At 37.1% G+C, this 17145-nt stretch carries 19 protein-coding genes; 8 read left to right on the forward strand and 11 right to left on the reverse strand.

Annotated features, from left to right (window positions below):
• Positions 1-75 precede the first annotated feature (75 nt).
• On the forward strand, positions 76-492 hold the full coding sequence (locus tag ACIQZ2_RS01605; protein ID WP_395767084.1) for a hypothetical protein: 417 nt from the start codon (positions 76-78) through the stop codon (positions 490-492).
• A gap of 360 nt (positions 493-852) precedes the next feature.
• Entirely contained in the window at positions 853-1908 is a 1056-nt protein-coding gene (locus ACIQZ2_RS01610) for an NADase-type glycan-binding domain-containing protein (protein WP_395767085.1), read from the forward strand.
• A 25-nt stretch (positions 1909-1933) separates the two neighbouring features.
• Here ACIQZ2_RS01610 and ACIQZ2_RS01615 read toward each other — a convergent pair whose 3' ends face one another.
• From ACIQZ2_RS01615 to ACIQZ2_RS01660, 10 genes are all read right to left on the reverse strand, one after another.
• Complete coding sequence (locus tag ACIQZ2_RS01615; protein WP_395767086.1) at positions 1934-2827, reverse strand: NAD-dependent epimerase/dehydratase family protein; 894 nt, start codon at positions 2825-2827, stop codon at positions 1934-1936.
• Positions 2828-2831: 4 nt separating this feature from the next.
• Positions 2832-3653 (reverse strand): glycosyltransferase family 2 protein, encoded by an 822-nt coding sequence (locus ACIQZ2_RS01620; protein WP_395767087.1) that lies wholly within the window; start codon positions 3651-3653, stop codon positions 2832-2834.
• An 11-nt stretch (positions 3654-3664) separates the two neighbouring features.
• On the reverse strand, positions 3665-4567 hold the full coding sequence (locus ACIQZ2_RS01625) for a hypothetical protein (RefSeq protein ID WP_395767088.1): 903 nt from the start codon (positions 4565-4567) through the stop codon (positions 3665-3667).
• Positions 4568-4614: 47 nt separating this feature from the next.
• The gene (locus tag ACIQZ2_RS01630) at positions 4615-5835 is read right to left on the reverse strand and encodes a hypothetical protein (protein ID WP_395767089.1); all 1221 of its coding nucleotides are present in this window, start codon (positions 5833-5835) and stop codon (positions 4615-4617) included.
• A complete protein-coding gene (locus tag ACIQZ2_RS01635) occupies positions 5832-6599 on the reverse strand; it encodes a glycosyltransferase family 2 protein (RefSeq protein ID WP_395767090.1) in 768 nt (255 codons plus the stop codon). Before ACIQZ2_RS01635 ends, ACIQZ2_RS01630 begins: the two co-directional genes overlap by 4 nt.
• Entirely contained in the window at positions 6596-7312 is a 717-nt protein-coding gene (locus tag ACIQZ2_RS01640) for a glycosyltransferase family 2 protein (protein WP_395767091.1), read from the reverse strand. The genes ACIQZ2_RS01635 and ACIQZ2_RS01640 overlap by 4 nt, the downstream gene beginning before the upstream one ends.
• Entirely contained in the window at positions 7312-8139 is an 828-nt protein-coding gene (locus tag ACIQZ2_RS01645) for a hypothetical protein (protein WP_395767092.1), read from the reverse strand. Before ACIQZ2_RS01645 ends, ACIQZ2_RS01640 begins: the two co-directional genes overlap by 1 nt.
• A gap of 33 nt (positions 8140-8172) precedes the next feature.
• Complete coding sequence (locus ACIQZ2_RS01650; RefSeq protein WP_395767093.1) at positions 8173-8892, reverse strand: FkbM family methyltransferase; 720 nt, start codon at positions 8890-8892, stop codon at positions 8173-8175.
• 127 nt (positions 8893-9019) lie between these two features.
• Complete coding sequence (locus tag ACIQZ2_RS01655; protein WP_395767094.1) at positions 9020-9835, reverse strand: glycosyltransferase; 816 nt, start codon at positions 9833-9835, stop codon at positions 9020-9022.
• Positions 9814-10281, reverse strand: coding sequence for an ArsR family transcriptional regulator (locus ACIQZ2_RS01660; RefSeq protein ID WP_395767095.1), 468 nt, complete (start codon positions 10279-10281; stop codon positions 9814-9816). Before ACIQZ2_RS01660 ends, ACIQZ2_RS01655 begins: the two co-directional genes overlap by 22 nt.
• Before the next feature lie 402 nt (positions 10282-10683).
• On the opposite strand from ACIQZ2_RS01660, the gene ACIQZ2_RS01665 reads away from it, so the two are divergent.
• The 4 genes from ACIQZ2_RS01665 to ACIQZ2_RS01680 are packed head-to-tail and all read left to right on the forward strand — an operon-like array spanning position 10684 to position 14089.
• Positions 10684-11592: an ABC transporter ATP-binding protein gene (locus ACIQZ2_RS01665; protein ID WP_395767096.1), complete on the forward strand. Its 909-nt coding sequence runs from the start codon at positions 10684-10686 to the stop codon at positions 11590-11592.
• Entirely contained in the window at positions 11589-12434 is an 846-nt protein-coding gene (locus tag ACIQZ2_RS01670; RefSeq protein ID WP_395767097.1) for an ABC transporter permease, read from the forward strand. The genes ACIQZ2_RS01665 and ACIQZ2_RS01670 overlap by 4 nt, the downstream gene beginning before the upstream one ends.
• Positions 12434-13078 (forward strand): outer membrane lipoprotein carrier protein LolA, encoded by a 645-nt coding sequence (locus ACIQZ2_RS01675; protein WP_395767098.1) that lies wholly within the window; start codon positions 12434-12436, stop codon positions 13076-13078. Before ACIQZ2_RS01670 ends, ACIQZ2_RS01675 begins: the two co-directional genes overlap by 1 nt.
• Positions 13079-13138: 60 nt before the next feature.
• Positions 13139-14089: a phytanoyl-CoA dioxygenase family protein gene (locus tag ACIQZ2_RS01680; protein WP_395767099.1), complete on the forward strand. Its 951-nt coding sequence runs from the start codon at positions 13139-13141 to the stop codon at positions 14087-14089.
• A gap of 47 nt (positions 14090-14136) precedes the next feature.
• Here the strand turns inward: ACIQZ2_RS01680 and ACIQZ2_RS01685 are convergent, their stop codons facing one another.
• Complete coding sequence (locus ACIQZ2_RS01685) at positions 14137-15048, reverse strand: sugar phosphate isomerase/epimerase family protein (RefSeq protein ID WP_395767100.1); 912 nt, start codon at positions 15046-15048, stop codon at positions 14137-14139.
• Between the two features lie 49 nt (positions 15049-15097).
• Between ACIQZ2_RS01685 and ACIQZ2_RS01690 the strand changes: the two genes are divergently transcribed.
• Together ACIQZ2_RS01690 and ACIQZ2_RS01695 are read left to right on the forward strand one after the other, a co-directional pair.
• Positions 15098-15421, forward strand: coding sequence for an MmcQ/YjbR family DNA-binding protein (locus ACIQZ2_RS01690; protein WP_395767101.1), 324 nt, complete (start codon positions 15098-15100; stop codon positions 15419-15421).
• A gap of 166 nt (positions 15422-15587) precedes the next feature.
• A complete protein-coding gene (locus ACIQZ2_RS01695) occupies positions 15588-17006 on the forward strand; it encodes a DUF4440 domain-containing protein (RefSeq protein WP_395767102.1) in 1419 nt (472 codons plus the stop codon).
• Positions 17007-17145 lie beyond the last annotated feature (139 nt).

The following is a 17145-nucleotide window of genomic DNA, read 5'->3' on the forward strand; positions in this document are numbered from 1 at the left end:
TTTAGGTCGAAATAATAAACTTGGCATTTTTGAGTTATTATAATAATTTTTGAAGGTATAAGAAATCAAAATGACATGATAAAAGGCTCCATTATTACCATATTCTTTTTAATTACCGGTTTTTCAGGGATGTCTCAAGCTACTGCCATTAAAATGGAACTGCATTATTGGAACAAACCGGAACAAAATTTCGAAAAGACCTTAACAAAAAACGGCAAAATATTATTGGACTCTTTACTGTCTTATTCAAAAATAGACACGTCAACGTGCATAAAAGTTGACCGAAAAGACATCATTGAATTAACGAGTATAAAGTTTTTAGCAAACCATAGTTACACCTACCTTAGCTACGAAAATTATAATGGTGAGGTTAATAAAAATTACTACCGAAATTTTAATGGGTTTCATAAACAAGGCACATGCAAAGTTATCCTTTACCATTCGACGGATAAAAAAACCATAGATGTTGTCACCATGTATGTCATTGAATAAAGCCCTAATTAACGAGTCTTTCCTTTACCAAAAGTATATCAAAATAAAACGCAGAAATTACGCCTTGCGGACCTTTAAGTTAGGAACAGAATGCCTTCGTCTTCTCGTAAAAAAATCATCAAATCACTTGGAATGAGTGATGTAAGACCAACCAGCAGCTCGGAAAAGTGTGAGAAACTGGTAGCTTGGAATAAACCCGTAGGGATAAACATTTAGTGTATTTTATTGAGTATTTTTTCTTTTGGCACGCGCTTTAAATCAGATTCAATTTTTATAATGTAGAACGTTAAATTTTATCGGAGGCATTTAAAAAATACATGAAATTCAGTAGTTTAGGTTTTCAAAACCATTTAACTACCCATGAAAAAGACCTTTATCCTCTCGATTTACGTAGCTTTTGCAACAATAAGTTTACCGCTATTTTCCCAAATACCTTCTATCCGTGCAGAAGGTGGTGGCGGTAAAAATGTCAACTGGCCTTTAATAAAAAAGCAGGCTGACCCGGATGGGCCGGGCTATTTTTATGGGGATTGTGATCAAGAAGTAAAGGCTGTGAAAGCCTCATCAGTCCTTGCGGGCCAGGGTAAAAAATCTTACGGCGTATTTAATGTAAGTGATGCTGACCCTATGAGTGCATGGGTAGAAGGCAAAGCTGATTATGGAATTGGAGAATCCTTCGAGGTTAAGGCACCGATACTCAATAAAATCTACAATGGCTATCAATCTTCCCCGAAAAATTGGGCAGAAAATTCACGCGTGAAGCGCTTTAAGGTTTACAAAAACAATAAACCCCTGTGTCTTTTAGATTTAACCGATGAAATGGGCGAACAGCATTTTGAATTGCCTGGGCATAACAGTGCCGCGACCGATAAAGTACATGTGTTCAGGTTTGAGATTGTGGATGTGTACAAGGGTTCTAAGTGGCAAGACGTTGCGATTTCTGAAATAGGCTGGTCGGCCTGCTGTTTTATTGGTTCCACCTCGATTGAATCGGGTGCAGAATCAGCTAAGATTTCGGATATGCAATCCGGGGATTTGATTTACTCGGTCAATATGAAAACGGGGGAAATATCATCCACGGAGGTTGAAAAACTGACAAAGCAGACGCACCTAAGTGTTTTTAAGGTACAAACGACAAACAGAGCGATTGAGATTACGTTTGATCATCCGCTGTATATCAAAGATTTCGGATTCTCGTCCCTGGCGCGCTACATGAAAACGAAGCAGATTGCCAATTTCCAGGAGCTGGTAGGTAAGATTGAATTGATGGTTTACGACGAGCAGCGCAAAGAGACCGTTTTTGAACCGCTACAAGGATTGGAGCTTACAAACGGTCGCTTCGAGACCTATTCGATTTTAAAGTTGAAGCAGGGGGAGAGTTTTATCGCGAACGGATTTGTCACGAGGGTGTATTAGGAAGCTGATTTAAGACGAAGGCTGCCTACTTTTTCTTTTCAGAAGATCCCAATACAGACTGAGGATTCCAGCCAAATTTTGCTCGGGCGAGCGAATCATCGAAGGTCAGTTCGGAGGTAATTTTTTGTAATTTATCTGAATTCAAAGGAAAAAATGGACCTACGATATCGCCCATTTTTGCTAAAATTCTCGCCAACGAAAGGGGCATATTGGGCACCCAATTTCTTCCCATCGATTTTCCTATCGCATGGCTTAACTCATGGAAAGTAGGATGATACCCATCGGTAAGGTGATATATCCCTCCTAGTTCAGATGCAGGAAGAATGAAGCGAGCTATATCTGCTGCCCGTACCATACTTTTCCGCGCTTTCCCGCCAGCAATGTTAAAATAATATCCATTTTTAATGCCCTGCATCAGGGCTCTGAGGTTTCCAGGCGGATTTTCACCATAAATCAAAGGCAGACGGAGAATCGTGCAAATGACATCATATCGATGACACCATTGAATAATCTCCGCCTCGGCTTGAATTTTACTTTGACCATAGGGGTCCATAGGTAAAAGAGGTGTCTGCTCATTCAATAAACGCCCGGCGGGTTTACCATACACGGCAACAGAGCTAATATAAACAAATCGCAAAGGCGGATGTCCTTCCAAAGCCTTTAGTAAATTTCGAGTACCGATGACATTTACCTCCCAAAAGGTCTGCTTTTCTTCTTCTGAACGTGGTACGAGATGCGCTTTACCAGCTGCATGGATGACGCAATCAAAGGATGCTATTAATTCAAAGGCTTTGCTTAAATCAACCTGAATGTCGTTCGAGGGATTTCTTCCAAGTGTTTCTACAGTGTTTTCTTTAGCAAGGAATTGAGTCAATACTTGACCTAGAAATCCGGAAGAGCCTGTCAAAAGGATTTTCACTCTGTTATCCATTATACAAGAGTTCCTTTAAACACCTTTCATTAATCTCTGTTCTAGATTTATCAAAGAACCATCCCCATTTATTGAAATAATAAATCGCTGACTTCATTCCTATTAAGGTCAATCTCCAGGATTTATGTGAGCCTTTTTGAAACTCATGGTATATGTTTACGTTAGGAAAAAAAACATTTCTGTATCCAGACTGAATGAGTCTTCTACCTAAGTCTGTTTCCTCACCATACATAAATATGTTTTCATCAAACAAACCTACTTTAGATAATGCATCTAGCCGCAAAAACATGAAACATCCAGATAAATAAGGGACATTCATTTGCTTTTCATATTTAGAAAACCGCAATTCAAATAATTCATTTCTTGTTTCAACAAGTCTTTTAAATGGATTAAATCTTCGACCAATCCAATCATATGGAGTAGGTAACAATTTACATAGAAATTGAATTGAACCATTAGGATAGAACACCTTAGGCATTACATTGCCAATATCAGTATTCCTATCCATTAAACTAAGTATTTCAGGAATAACATCTTTATCGAAATAAACATCAGGATTAAGGACAATATGATATTTTGAGCCAATATCCAACGCATTTTTAATGGCCATATTATGACCTGCTCCATAACCGGGGTTTGATGGATTGTGGAGATAATGAACACCAGGAATTGCACAATGATTCCTTAATTCATCATTAAATGAATGATCAATAACAAATAGGGTTCCAACTTCTTTAGTTTGCAAAAAACTAAAAAAAACTTTCTCCACAACATTCGGGCTATTATTAAAGAGTACTACGCTCGCTGTTACCATCAAACCAAGAGTTAAGGCGAAAATTCTAGATACCCAAACATAGTAACTGTTCTGTAAAATCTAAACAAAATTAGACCAAGAAAGAGGCCAGCAAACATCACATTTTTTAAAAAAAAACGACTTTTTATTGAATAAGCCTTTTTGACCGAATTAATACGCATCATTATAATCACAAAATAAATAAGCGTAATAAATCTACTAGAGATAACTGCGATTGGAGAAAAAATCAATGACACAAAAAATAACATAACTAAAACCCTAACCCATACATGTTGATTAGAATGTTGATAAATTCTAAAAAAATAAAAAGAGAATAAGCCTAAAATGGCTAGTTCAACAACAATCCCCAAAATAGACTCCCCTTGGAGATAATAAAGTAAATAATTTGAAACTTTATTTATTATTAGATCGCCCAAAAAATAAAATAGCCCTGTCAAAATGAGAAGAACGGCGAGTAAACTAAATAAGTTAAACTTAATTCTCAATGCGAGTAGGAATGATCCTAGAGATACGTGGAATAGTGGCATTGTTAAAATAGCAATCTTCCTAAATCCAAATAACAAAAGAAAAAGAAAACCATATCCCGTTCTAAGATTAATTGCACATGCAAAAGGCATTACGCAAATACCATAAAAGATAATCCAGGCAATCGAATTCCTTGTTTTAGAAAAAATAACAAAATTTGCGGTAAGCAAACCTGCTAAAGAAACAAAATAAAGTAAACTGAAGTGTAAGCTCTCTGGGAAGATTCCGATTATCTTAAACATTAGAAATGAAATTGGCTCGAAATCAAATGCTAAATCACTTAGATTTCCCTTGATAACTTCTAGATAAGCTACTATATCTCCATTGGTTTCTATGGATTTTCGAAAAAGCAAATACAGTATACTAGCTTGAAATATTACTAATAACAAGAAGACTATAATCCGCAATTTCCCAAAAAATGACCGGTAAATTTTCACTATTTAGCTAGGAGGACTTTCCTGATTTTAGACGAAAAAAGCCAAAACAAATTATTAGTAAAAAACAAGCATATCATGGATGCTATAGATAAGCCTAAAACTCCTTGCAGCTTATATCCCACAGTAATGAGAATGATCATTGTAAGACTTCCTAAGCATGTTCTCATTAATGTAAAAAAACCCCCATTCATGATAGCATTGATTTGTCCTAATATCATTCCCAAGGCATTTACAATGATACTTAAGCCAAGAATACAACCAGGCATAAACAGATAACTTAAATCTCTATTAAAAACGATTGACGAGATTTTTTCAAAAAGAAGAATAAATAAGAGGTAAAGAATCAACCCCATCAATATAAATAATGCTATGTTTTTCTTCGAATCTGCCTGAAACCTAGTAAAGGATTTTGATTTTGAATTATTCAATAGAAAACTGACTCTCTCCCCAAAAACATTCAGCGGAATCATAAAAAGGCCAATGATTGAGCCAACCAACATGTAATTACTTAAATTATTTTTATCGATATGACTAGTAAGCATCAACTGGTCTACACGTACGATAAAAACAGAAAAAATTCCATTAAAATACAATCCTGAAGACAATAAACTCAACTTTTTTACTTCACGAATTATGGCGCAACTGAAATTCCATTTTTTTACATTTAATAAGTAAGTCTTATAACACCATACCAAAACAACAAGCGCCTCAAAAGTTTCAATAATCGTTTTCACTAATATTGAATTGAAAACAAAGAAAATACCAATTTTAACAACTAAAAAGAATAAGGCCATGTAAACCAAACGCCAATTTTTCTTCCCTTCAAAATCAAATATATGAGGAATAATATCGGTGAGAAAAATATACAAAATTAAGGAAGGCAATAGTCCAAACAGTATTAGAAATACTTCCTCTGTTTGAAACAAACTAACATGTAAATAAAATCCAAATAAGCAAATTGAAACTATTGCCAATAATATTCTTAAAAACACAGTAAAACCATAAATTTTATTTATGAACGATAACTTATCCTGTGCAAGCCGCAAAATAATAGAGGAGTATGGCAAATTAATTACAAATGCTAAAACTGATTGAAACAGTACTATTTGTTGTAATAACAAAAAATCATTTTTTGAAAGAAATCTAGCACCAATAAAAAGGGCTGCAATTGAATACAGGATTTTAATTAACCGCTCCCAAACAAGATTACCTATTTTCATTTTAGCACACGTGTTCTTAAAAACCTAACCGGGAATTTTAGTAGTTCAAAAAGAATAAATCCACATCCCCAAAAAAAGAATTTTGGATATTTTATTTGAAGCAAAATGTTGGCATATATAAACGAGGCTGACATTTTGAGAATTGAACCAGTTAACCCAGACTCTCCAATCGCTTTTTTAAATCCATAAGAAGAATTAAAATGCAAAAGTCCAATTTTTTTTTCCTTCAAAAGTGCCTCAATAGATAATTTATAATCATCGCACCTCCTTAATCGAGGATCAAAAAAAAGCATTTCAGATCGTTTCGCTATTAACGTTACTGGGGACAGATTTTTAAGAAACACATCTCCAATTCTCACCTTAGAAAGTTTCGGAACTGAAACATTTATACTTGGATAAAATTCCGAATAATTTGAATACAAGTAGTCAAGATTATGGTTCATCATTGTATTCAATTGTAGCTCAAGTTTATTTTCAACCCAAGCATCATCAGCATCTAGAAAAGCGACATAATAGCCACTCGAAATTGAAATACCTGTATTTCTGGCCGTGGCAGCACCTTGATTGAATTCATGAAGGTGAACAATTAACTTAAAGTCGAATTGACATTCTTCTAAAAATTTAGCTGAATGTTCAACATCACTATGATCATCAACTACTATAACTTCGAAGGGTTTGATTGTCTGATTATTGACCGATTCTAGCGAGATTAAAATCGTTTCTTTTGAATTAAAATATGGTATGATTACTGAAACATCCTTCATCCCAAAAAAAATCCTCTAAAATATCGAATGAAATCTCTAACAAAGTAAACAAACAATAAAATTGAAAATCCAAAATTCAACTTTCGCACTAAGTAATTCTCTTTAATTATTGCAAGATTATGACTTTGCCCACCTGCAAAAAAGTCAACTAAAATTTGATTAGAAATAAATCCATTTCGAGTAAAGCTTAACATTTTTAACATGAAATTATAATCGGCTGCTAATCTAAATTCTGTATTAAATCCACCAATATCTCCCATTATTTTCCTTCTTACTGCTAACCCAGGATGTGGAAATGGCATAGTCCAAATCACTTTTTGTTGAAGAATTTTGGAATCAGTTAACCATTTTATCTGCTTAGTTGGATAGATTAAATTCACGCCAACATTAACAAAGTCAAATTTATCACAGACTTTATCAACTTCTTCTAAATAGCTTTCATAGAGCAAATCGTCAGAATTAAGAAAAATAACAAATTCACCTTTAGCTAACTTTAAGCCTTTATTCATGGCATAATATATCCCATCATCTTTTTCAGAAACTAATATATCAACATGATAATCTTCCAAAATAGCGAGTGTGCTATCTGTTGATTTACCATCAATAATGATATGCTCAAAATTCCGAAATGTTTGATTAGCAACACTCTCTAAACAACGCACAATTGTTTTAGATGAATTCAAGCAAACGGTAATGATTGAAAATTTTATCATTACTTGGTAATCCGCAAAACCTTACGCCTAATAAAATTTTTAACCCTATCGATTACACCAAAATCCTTATCCCATTTCACCCAAATAGGCTTTTCATCTAAATTTTCCCACTTATTTACCGTAAAATATTCATTTGTAAATAGGTAGTCGACATGCTTTTCCTTACATAATAAAGAATAAATACTTTGGTCGTGTCTATGCTCGATAAATCCAGAAATATTTGGAATTATAGATGGAGAATCATTTAGTAAATTAAAATTTTGTTCAAATACGCTTATCCATTTTTTCACAAATTCAACCGTTGATTTTTCTTTGCGGATAAAAATGATACCACCTTGAAACTGTGGGGTATGCGTTATGCTTTTATCATTAAGGCATTTAAAGTATTCCAAAAGATCCCCTTTATTATACTGATATTCTAAAATTTTAGGATTAAGATCTCCCGAATCTATTTCTTCCTCAGATTTAGATCGAAATGCAAGTATCCCAGATTTCGATTTAGAAACTATTTCAAAATACTCTAGTAATCTTTTTTTTCCTCTGGGATTTAAATGACACCCTGAGTCAGTGTACTGAAGCACATCACCCTCCTCCATATCTTGAAGAATCTGTAATATTATTTGAGGTTTCCAACACCAAAATCCAAATCCTCGAATTCCAGGTTTTAGATATTGGGCATATTTTTTCTTAAATTCATCGTTCAAAACACTTTCATTACAAACGTGAATGGAATGATAAACATTAAAATGTCGGGCTTGATATTCTATTCTAGATAGGCTCCTATGCAACCTGCTGTCAGCAAACGAGCAGAAATAAAATTTACTCATATAATCCCCATATTTTTCTCAACTAGAAACCAATTAGGTAAATGACTTTAGGTGTCGATATATTCTAAGTAAAAATAACGGTGTCGAATGATACAATTTGTATTTTAAAAATATTAATTTGATAAAAAACAACTCCTTAAAATTGTACAACTTGGCATCATTGGTGTACCAATCATTGCATCCGGTTCTTTTAAATAATGTATAGCCATATTTTCTTAAATAATTCTTAACGGCAAATTCTTTACCGTTCGAATTATCTTCAATAATGACAATTTTCGGATTGTACTTTTCAATATCAAAACCATGTAATACATTCATTTCATGGCCCTCAACATCTATTGTAATAAAATCAATTGGGTTGGAATCCATTTTTTCTAAAATAGAATTCAATGTTGTCGTTTGAACCATAATCTTCTCAAATTCACTCGTAGATTCTGCTTGAAATCTAGCAATGTCAGGAGAAAATGAAGAAATTTCTTCAACAGATTTAGCAACATAAAATTCAGAAACTCCTGTAAAATCGCTTATAGCCAAATTAAATGATTGACACTTCCTGTTTTTTAAAATTTTATCAAAACAATAAGGGATTGGCTCAATTATAATACACTGCCAACCTAATTTTTCAAAAAAATAAGTATTACTATGCTTCACCCCATCAAAACCTCCAACTTCAATGCAAAAGCCTATTTTTTTGCCAAAAATTTTATTTAAAATTTCGTCCTCACCATATTGCGAATGGAATTCCATCATCATAATTATTAAAATTGTGAAAAACTATATTTAATTAATAAGTATTTCAACTAAGAGATAAGGCAATTTGATTGACGACGTAACCGAGATAACTTAATTTTGATACTCAAATTTTAATATTATTTAGTAATCATTTTTGCTTATTTGATTGTACTAACAGTAATTCGAAAAGTGCCCTAGTTTGATACCAAGCCCAAAAGATAGAAAGACTAAATCCTAGAAGTCCATCTTTATAACCTTTTTTATAAAAAAAACTGTACATGAATTGCTTAAAAGGTTCTATAACAACAAGGACAATATTAGTCCTAAATCCAGAAACATATCTTGATTTCCCCTCATTGACTAAATATCTAAGGTGCTTTTCGAAAAGTGATGAAAAATCACGCATCCAATAATGATGTATTTCAACTGAATCACAGTGTTTAACAGAAATACTCTTAAAACCGTCTTTCAATATTCGTCCCAAATGTACATTAGGTAAAAAGTCAAATCTTTTATTATTTACAACCAATACCTTTGATTTATTCCCACCCCAAGGAGTACCTAGAAGTCTGTGATTTTTAAAATAATAAGTTATTGGCGCCAAAATTGAGCCTATTTCGCTAGAGATGCCATTTTGAAATAATTCGTTTATTTCCTCCGCGAGTAATGGATCAATGACTTCATCAGGATCTGTAATTAATACCCATTCATTTTTTGTTTTGTTTGCATATTCGGCATGGATCCATTCACATCCGGGCACCTTTACATGATGAATAATTTCAACATTATAAACACTTGCAATTTCAATAGAGTTATCTGTCGACCCCAAATCAAAATATAAAATTTGATCACAAAAACTAATTCCTTGAAAACATGAAGACAATAAATCTCCTTCATTAAAACCAACAACAATAGCTGAAATCGGCAATTTTTTCATAATATTTATTCCAACATTTTCATCCATTTCCCTCCCCCCTCAATCATCCCCTCACGAAACTCCCCCTGACCAAAAACTCCCACCCGCACCTTCTTCTGAATTAACGGCTCCACCTTCTCGATCAACTGATATAAATACGGGCGGTCGATATTGCCCACCAACACCAAATCCACAAAAGGTGAATTCCGGCCCTCGGCCAACTCCCCGGTTAAATATACCTGGTCCACATTTCCCAACTTCTTGATAATCTGATCCACAATTTGATCCAATCCCACAAATTGCAGGATAATCCCCCGCAAGGTTTGAAACATCGGATGGTCTTGATTCACCATGTAATGTTTCACCTTGGTATTTTCTTCCTCCGATTGTACCTGAATCAGATGCATCTCCTGCAACTTATTTAACTCCAAGCGCACCGTATTGCTACTCACCCCCAAATCGCGCTCCAATCCGCGTAAGTAAACTTTACTCACTGGATTTAATAACAATTTGGTTAGCAAAGCTACCCGAATCTTCCCTGAAAATAAAGAATCTAATACCACAATGAACGCCCTTGAAACGGCTTCGCCTACCTGAGTCACATGAACCCCGGACAGACTGATACAATATTGAGTAACAAATTTATTAATTATTGTATTATTGACAAGTATTTTAACAACCCATTTATCTTAGGCTTATTCGATTTTACCCATTTCCATTTACCTGGAAGCCATGAAAATGAACTAATGTGTTTGCATCAGCCTGTGAATCGAAAACGCGCTACATCTAGTATAAATATCTACCGCCATCGTCTACCGCAAGAAAAATATTGGAAAATCAACACGACTTTTACCCCGCAAAACAAAACAATATGAACGTAACCCCGTTACTTATCTATGTCAAATCCAATTGTTAGCATCAAGCACCTTTCTAAAAGTTTTGGAAGTTTTCATGCCGTTCAAGATGTCAACATCACCGTTAATCCAGGTGATGTATATGGTTTTTTGGGACCCAATGGCGCAGGGAAAAGCACAACCATGCGCTGCATGCTCTCCCTGATTCAACCTGACCACGGGTCCATCGAATTGTTTGGTAAATCCATAAAAAGCCACCGAAGTGAAATTCTAGCTCGCGTAGGAAGCCTGATCGAAAAACCCGATTTCTACAAATACCTGTCTGCCTTTAAAAATCTACAATTGTTTTCACGCATTTCTGGTAGACCGTCTAGTTCGAAAGAAATCATGGATATGCTCGAGTTTGTGGGGCTTACCGGACGTGAAAAAGACCTTGTAGGTGGATTCTCCCATGGCATGCGCCAACGATTAGGAATCGCCCAAACCCTACTGCACCAGCCCGATCTCATTGTCCTCGATGAACCCACAACCGGATTAGATCCCCAAGGGATTATCGATATGCGCAACCTGATTTTGCGGTTGAAAAATGAACAGAAAAAAACCATCATTCTGTCATCCCACAACCTGAGCGAGGTAGAATTAATCTGCAATCGCATGGTCATCATCCACCAAGGAAAAAGTATTGTGGAAGGCGATGTAGCTTCGCTCCTCAACGAAGAAGAACAAATCATCCGCATTCAAACCGCAGCCGAATCGATGCAAGGTTTGTTAGGGCTTTTGACTGTTCTATACCAACCTGTTCAAATCAATGAACAAGTTGTCGAAATAAGTTTGTTGAAAGATATGATTCCCGGGCTAAATACCCAACTCGTGGAGGCCGGCATCCCCATTTTTGCCATCGAAGCGAAACGTAAACTTGAAGATTACTTCATTAACCTGTTGGCATCATGATTTTTATATACAGCACCTACAATGAATTAATCAAAATAGCTTTGAAACCCCGGAGCTATTTAGGACTTGCGGCCATCACAGGCCTGGTGGGCATTATCTTGTTTGCCTTAAAAGTTGATGGCATGTCCATGATATCCTTTGTCACTGCATCTTTTGAACAAACCTTACGCTTTGAAGGTGAAGTGCTCAATGGAAATCTGGTTGCATTCATCATATTGCAGATGTTGATCGTGCACATTCCTCTCTTAGTCGCATTGGTTACCGGCGATCTTATATCAGGGGAAGCCGCCATGGGAACTTTGCGTATGCTTGTTAGTAGACCCATCAGCAGAAGCCAATTATTGCTTTCCAAATTTCTCGCGGGAGGAATCTATACCTTATTGATTGTAATTTGGTTGGGGGTTTTGGCAGTGGTCGTAGGCCGATTTTTATTTGGCCCCGGCGACTTAATGGTGCTAAACTCCGATGGCTTAATCATTATCCAAGAACATGACGTTGCATGGCGGTACATGGGTGGTTTTTGTGTAGCATTTTTAGCTTTGCTGACAATCAGTTCTTTATCGATTTGTCTTTCTTGCTTCTCGGATAACTCGATCGGCCCCATAGTTTCCACCATGGCGATTATCTTGTTATTTACGATTATTGGCACTTTAGACGTACCCGTTTTTGATCCTATACGCCCCTATTTGTTTACCACACACATGGCCGCTTGGCGCTCATTTTTTGAAGACCCCTTGCCATGGGATCAAATTAAACAATCCATTTATATTTTAATCGTGCACAACGTTGCCTTTATGGGCATAGCACTCGTTACCTTCCACCGAAAAGATATAACCGTATAATGAAATTCATATTAATCTTATTATTGCCGTTCATGGCAGGGGCCCAACAAGCTGATGCGCTGTTTGGGCAGTTGGTACAAAAATTCAAGAAGGTACAACAGTATGATGTTTCGGCTCAAATTAAGCCAAACATACCCATGATTCGCATCTTACCTGTTCGTGCGTCGATAAACTTTCAATACCCGAATAGCTATAAAATCAAGTCGGCGGGCATCTCCATACTCCCTAAAAATGGCTTTTCTGAATTACCTCAATTATTCGCAAAGCCAAATCAATTCACGGTCATTGCTTCCGGCCAGGAAGTGGTGGACGGGGTGAATGCTACGATTTTAACGCTATTGCCAATCGAGAATGAAAGTGATTTAATTCTGGCTAAAATTTGGGTAAATACGAAAGAATTGCTGGTGTTGAAATCGTTGATTACGAGTCGAAGCAACGGAAGTATCACCAGTAATTTCCAATATGCTGAAGAAAAAAAATGGGGCTTACCTTCTAAAATGACTTTCACCATGGATGTGAAAAAATTCAAAATCCCGAAAGGGGTTGCCACTGATATTAATCGGACTAGCCGAAAAGAAGACACTTCAAAAATGACGAAAACAGGAACGATTGAAATCTATTTTTCCCATTACAAGGTGAATTAAATTTGGCATATTGCAAGGGCTTTTTTATTTTGGCATCGATTTTTCAACTAATTAAGTACGATGCAAGCAATGAATCTTCCTTGGGTGGAGAGTCCTTTCTTTGAACAAATCCTCCCTACAAAAAAGCTAAATCCAGCAGAAGCCAAGTTGGCGACGGATTACCACAACAACGGGTATGTAATTCTTAAGAATGTCTTTAGTGCGGAGCTTATCGATCAGGTTATTGAAGAAATGCAAACCAAAGGCTTCAATCCTGATTATCCCATTGAAACATTTCGCAATGATATACGGATTCAAGATCTTTGGCAATATTCATCAGCAGCCAAAAATATGGCAGCGCACCCTGAAATTATCAAAACTTTAGAAATGCTTTACGGAAGGAAGGCTATCCCCTTTCAAACCCTCAATTTCAAAGTGGGCACGCAACAAAGAGCACATTCGGATACCTTACATTTCAGTTCTCTTCCAGCTCGTTATATGTGTGGGGTATGGGTTGCACTTGAAGACATTACGCCGGACAACGGTCCTTTGTTTTATTACCCAGGTTCACACCGAACGCCGGAGTATAATTTCAGTCATTTTAAAAATAGTATTGAGGATAATTCATATGACGATTATCCTGCATATGAAAACTTTATGGAAAGCCTTATGGATGCGTCTCCATATGAGAAACAGCATTTCTTGGCAAAAAAGGGCGATGCTTTAATTTGGTCTTCCAATATTATTCATGGAGGAAGTGCTGTAAACGATCTGCATTCTACGCGACTTTCTCAGGTAACCCATTACTATTTTAAAGATTGTGTCTACTATACACCCATGCTTTCCAATATGGTAACAAATGAATTGTTTATCAGACGTTTTTTGGTTGATATTTCTACCGGTGAACCCGTTGATAATGTTTGGAATGGGCAAAAAACTAATTTTTTACGTACCCGTGATCAGTTATATACCATCAATAATCACATCAAATTACCTAAAGTAATGCGTTGGATTGCGTCCAAATTGAAATAGCTATTACTTTGGCAATCTTTTTAAGGATTGCCAAAGTTTGCTCTGTCTTACAAATACTTCCTCAATAAATCCACACTCTTTTTCACACCCACTGGCCCAGGCTCTTTTCCCTCAAACTCAATGGAAATGTAGCCATGGTAGTTGGCCTGTTTTAGCATTTTTATGATGCGCGCATAGTCCAAGTCCAAGCTATACCATTCGCCTCCGCCATAATAGGTTTTGGCTTGTACGAAGCTGGTTTTGGAAACGATTTTCTCCAACTTTTCATACGGATTTTCAAGAAAATTTCCGGTGTCCATAAGCAATCCTAACCAAGGAGAATTCACTGTATCGTGGATGCGCAGCATGCCTTCTGGCGTGGAACCAAGACCCCAGTGATTTTCAAGGGCAAGTAATACGCCGCATTCCTCCGCTTTCTGTAAGCATTGCTGAATCCCATCCACACACCACTTATATCCATCGTCTTCCGTGTACCCCGGTAAAATAGGTTCAATACCACGGTTGGCCATTAAGTCATCGAAACTCTTGATGGTATTCCAGCGCCCTGTGTTTAGTCGCAAACAAGGTATTCCCATTTTGTAAGCAAGTTCAATGCAATGATTGGTATGGTCGACGTGTTTTTTCAATTCCGCTTTATCGGGCGTAACGAAGCCTTGGTGAATGGACAAACAGGTCATGGCGATGCCGTTCAAAAAGGCATGTTTTTTCAATTTTTGCAGATACGCATTGTCTTCGCTTTCCATTTGGCGATGAAGAACGTCTATCCCATCTAAACCCAATTTAGCTGCCTCGTCAATGACCTTTTCAATGGGAAATTTATCGCCTTTGAAATGCCAATAAGAATAAGAAGAAACACTTAATTTGATTTTAGCGGGAGCTGGATTAGCAGCAGGGGACCATTGAATGGCAGGGGCAGCAGAAGTCAATGCTGCCGCGGAGATAAAATTTCGTCTGTTCATAGGTTTGAGGTTTTCATTGCTAACTTACAGAATATTACCAAATTACCCTATGTACTTAGACGAAATTTGCGACTTCTGCATGGCGCTACCCTTAGTCGAAGAGACGCAGCCTTTTGGCCCAGATCACATTGTGTACAAAGTCAAAGGCAAAATATTTTTGCTTGTAGGCATCGAGGAGACTCCTGTTCGATTTAATGTCAAATGCAATCCAGAAAGAGCAATCCAGCTCCGGGAGGAATACCCTCATGCTGTCTTGCCTGGCTTTCACATGAATAAAAAACACTGGAATACGGTGATTATGGGCGAAGGGCTGAGTCGGGCTCAATGCGAGGAAATGATTCGGCATTCGTATGAGTTGGTAGCGAAAAAGTAGAGACGCGATATTTCGCGTCGGTATTTGTGGAGGGACATGAGGTATCGCGTCTATATAGCGAACTTGATAATTTTCGTGTCACTCCCGAAAACACTTGCAAATCCGTCCCCCCCGCGCTAGCTTTGGCAAACCTCTAAGGATTGCCAAAGCTAAGAAACATCACTATATGAAAAATGCGCTTCTTTTTCTCCTCTTGATTCCAATGCTGGGTATGGCCCAGCGACCTGCTCAATCCATTCAGCGATTTTTTGATGCACTTTCGTTAGGTAACCGGGCAGGCATGCAACAAGAAATTACTGCCGATTTCACCTTGGTAGAAAATGGGGAGATTTGGAACCTTGATACGCTTGTCAAACGCATTTCAAAAACTAAACCTGCCGATTTCTCCCGCATAAACCAATTGGAAATATTAACTTCCCAAGAGGATAAAAACAGTGCCTTTGTCCTCTACAAAAACAAAGCACTTATTCATGCAGCTGGTCGGGACCGACAAGTAAACTGGTTGGAAACCGCCTATTTTGTCAAAAAACAAGGTGAATGGAAAATGGCCAACATGCATTCATCTATCGATGCGGCCTACCAGACTTCATGGGAATTAAGCGGTTTCAAAAAGGTTGATGCAGAAAATCCCATTATGAAACCGGATGTAGATGCAAAATTCTATTGTCCCATTCAGAAAAAATCAATCGGCTGGGAAAATAAAAACGTATTGAACCCAACTGCCCTAATTTATCAAGGAAAAATACACCTGCTGTACAGGGCACAAGATTCATTGGGTACGTCTAGGATTGGGATGGCAACATCGGACGATGGAATTCACTTCACCAAGCAACCTGCACCTATTTTAGCCCCTGCTGAGGATAATTTTAAACAATTCGAATGGAAAGGTGGAATCGAAGATCCTCGCGTGATAGAATCGGAAGATGGCCAATTTTTACTAACCTATACCTCCTACGACGGCAAAACTGCGCGACTCTGTTCCGCGATTTCAAGAGATTTACAAAACTGGACAAAATTAGGTCCTATGCTCGCAAGTCCCAAATACATCAACATGTGGTCTAAATCTGGTGCGCTCGTTGGGAAAGAGGTCAACGGGCATATCATCGCCACCAAAATCGATGGCTATTATTGGATGTATTTTGGTGATACCGATTTATTCATGGCTAAATCTACTGACTTACGAAGTTGGGAAGTTTGTGAAAATGCTGAAAGCCAAGTTAAAATATCCGTTCTACATCCAAGATCAGGCTATTTTGATTCTCGTCTTGTAGAGCCAGGGCCCTATGCACTCCTTCGGCCTGAGGGAATATTACTGATTTACAACAGCAGCAATGCGGCAAATTTCAATGAAGCAAAATTTCCAAAATTTACCTATGCCGCTGGTCAAGCACTTTTTGATGCGCAAAAACCCTACAAATTAATTAATCGCACAAATCAAGCATTTATTTGGCCCGACAAAGACTATGAGCGAATTGGGGAAGTAAATGAAGTGTGCTTTGTGGAAGGGCTCGTTCACTTTAAAGGAAAGTGGTTTTTGTATTACGGAACCGCGGATTCGAAAATTGCAGTGGCAGTAAAAGAATAAGTTATACCCCATTTTTTATCCTGGGGCAGTTACATCGGCCTTGTGGCTGAACCTACCAACTACTTGATTTTAACTTTATCATGCTTGCAAATCCGCAACCGTGAAGCTAGCTTTGCCAAACCTTGGAGGATTGGCAAAG

The sequence above is a fragment of the Aquirufa sp. genome (assembly GCF_044342065.1).
Classification (GTDB): Bacteria; Bacteroidota; Bacteroidia; order Cytophagales; family Spirosomataceae; genus Aquirufa.

Excerpts from the sequence above, each read along its gene's own strand:
- ACIQZ2_RS01645 (WP_395767092.1), bottom strand. The coding sequence starts at position 8,139 with ATGAGTAAATTTTATTTCTGCTCGTTTGCTGACAGCAGGTTGCATAGG.
- ACIQZ2_RS01605 (WP_395767084.1), top strand. The coding sequence starts at position 76 with ATGATAAAAGGCTCCATTATTACCATATTCTTTTTAATTACCGGTTTT.
- ACIQZ2_RS01690 (WP_395767101.1), top strand. The coding sequence starts at position 15,098 with ATGTACTTAGACGAAATTTGCGACTTCTGCATGGCGCTACCCTTAGTC.
- ACIQZ2_RS01695 (WP_395767102.1), top strand. The coding sequence starts at position 15,588 with ATGAAAAATGCGCTTCTTTTTCTCCTCTTGATTCCAATGCTGGGTATG.
- ACIQZ2_RS01665 (WP_395767096.1), top strand. The coding sequence starts at position 10,684 with ATGTCAAATCCAATTGTTAGCATCAAGCACCTTTCTAAAAGTTTTGGA.
- ACIQZ2_RS01630 (WP_395767089.1), bottom strand. The coding sequence starts at position 5,835 with ATGAAAATAGGTAATCTTGTTTGGGAGCGGTTAATTAAAATCCTGTAT.
- ACIQZ2_RS01610 (WP_395767085.1), top strand. The coding sequence starts at position 853 with ATGAAAAAGACCTTTATCCTCTCGATTTACGTAGCTTTTGCAACAATA.
- ACIQZ2_RS01650 (WP_395767093.1), bottom strand. The coding sequence starts at position 8,892 with ATGATGATGGAATTCCATTCGCAATATGGTGAGGACGAAATTTTAAAT.
- ACIQZ2_RS01675 (WP_395767098.1), top strand. The coding sequence starts at position 12,434 with ATGAAATTCATATTAATCTTATTATTGCCGTTCATGGCAGGGGCCCAA.
- ACIQZ2_RS01655 (WP_395767094.1), bottom strand. The coding sequence starts at position 9,835 with ATGGATGAAAATGTTGGAATAAATATTATGAAAAAATTGCCGATTTCA.
- ACIQZ2_RS01635 (WP_395767090.1), bottom strand. The coding sequence starts at position 6,599 with ATGAAGGATGTTTCAGTAATCATACCATATTTTAATTCAAAAGAAACG.
- ACIQZ2_RS01670 (WP_395767097.1), top strand. The coding sequence starts at position 11,589 with ATGATTTTTATATACAGCACCTACAATGAATTAATCAAAATAGCTTTG.
- ACIQZ2_RS01620 (WP_395767087.1), bottom strand. The coding sequence starts at position 3,653 with ATGGTAACAGCGAGCGTAGTACTCTTTAATAATAGCCCGAATGTTGTG.
- ACIQZ2_RS01680 (WP_395767099.1), top strand. The coding sequence starts at position 13,139 with ATGCAAGCAATGAATCTTCCTTGGGTGGAGAGTCCTTTCTTTGAACAA.
- ACIQZ2_RS01685 (WP_395767100.1), bottom strand. The coding sequence starts at position 15,048 with ATGAACAGACGAAATTTTATCTCCGCGGCAGCATTGACTTCTGCTGCC.
- ACIQZ2_RS01640 (WP_395767091.1), bottom strand. The coding sequence starts at position 7,312 with ATGATAAAATTTTCAATCATTACCGTTTGCTTGAATTCATCTAAAACA.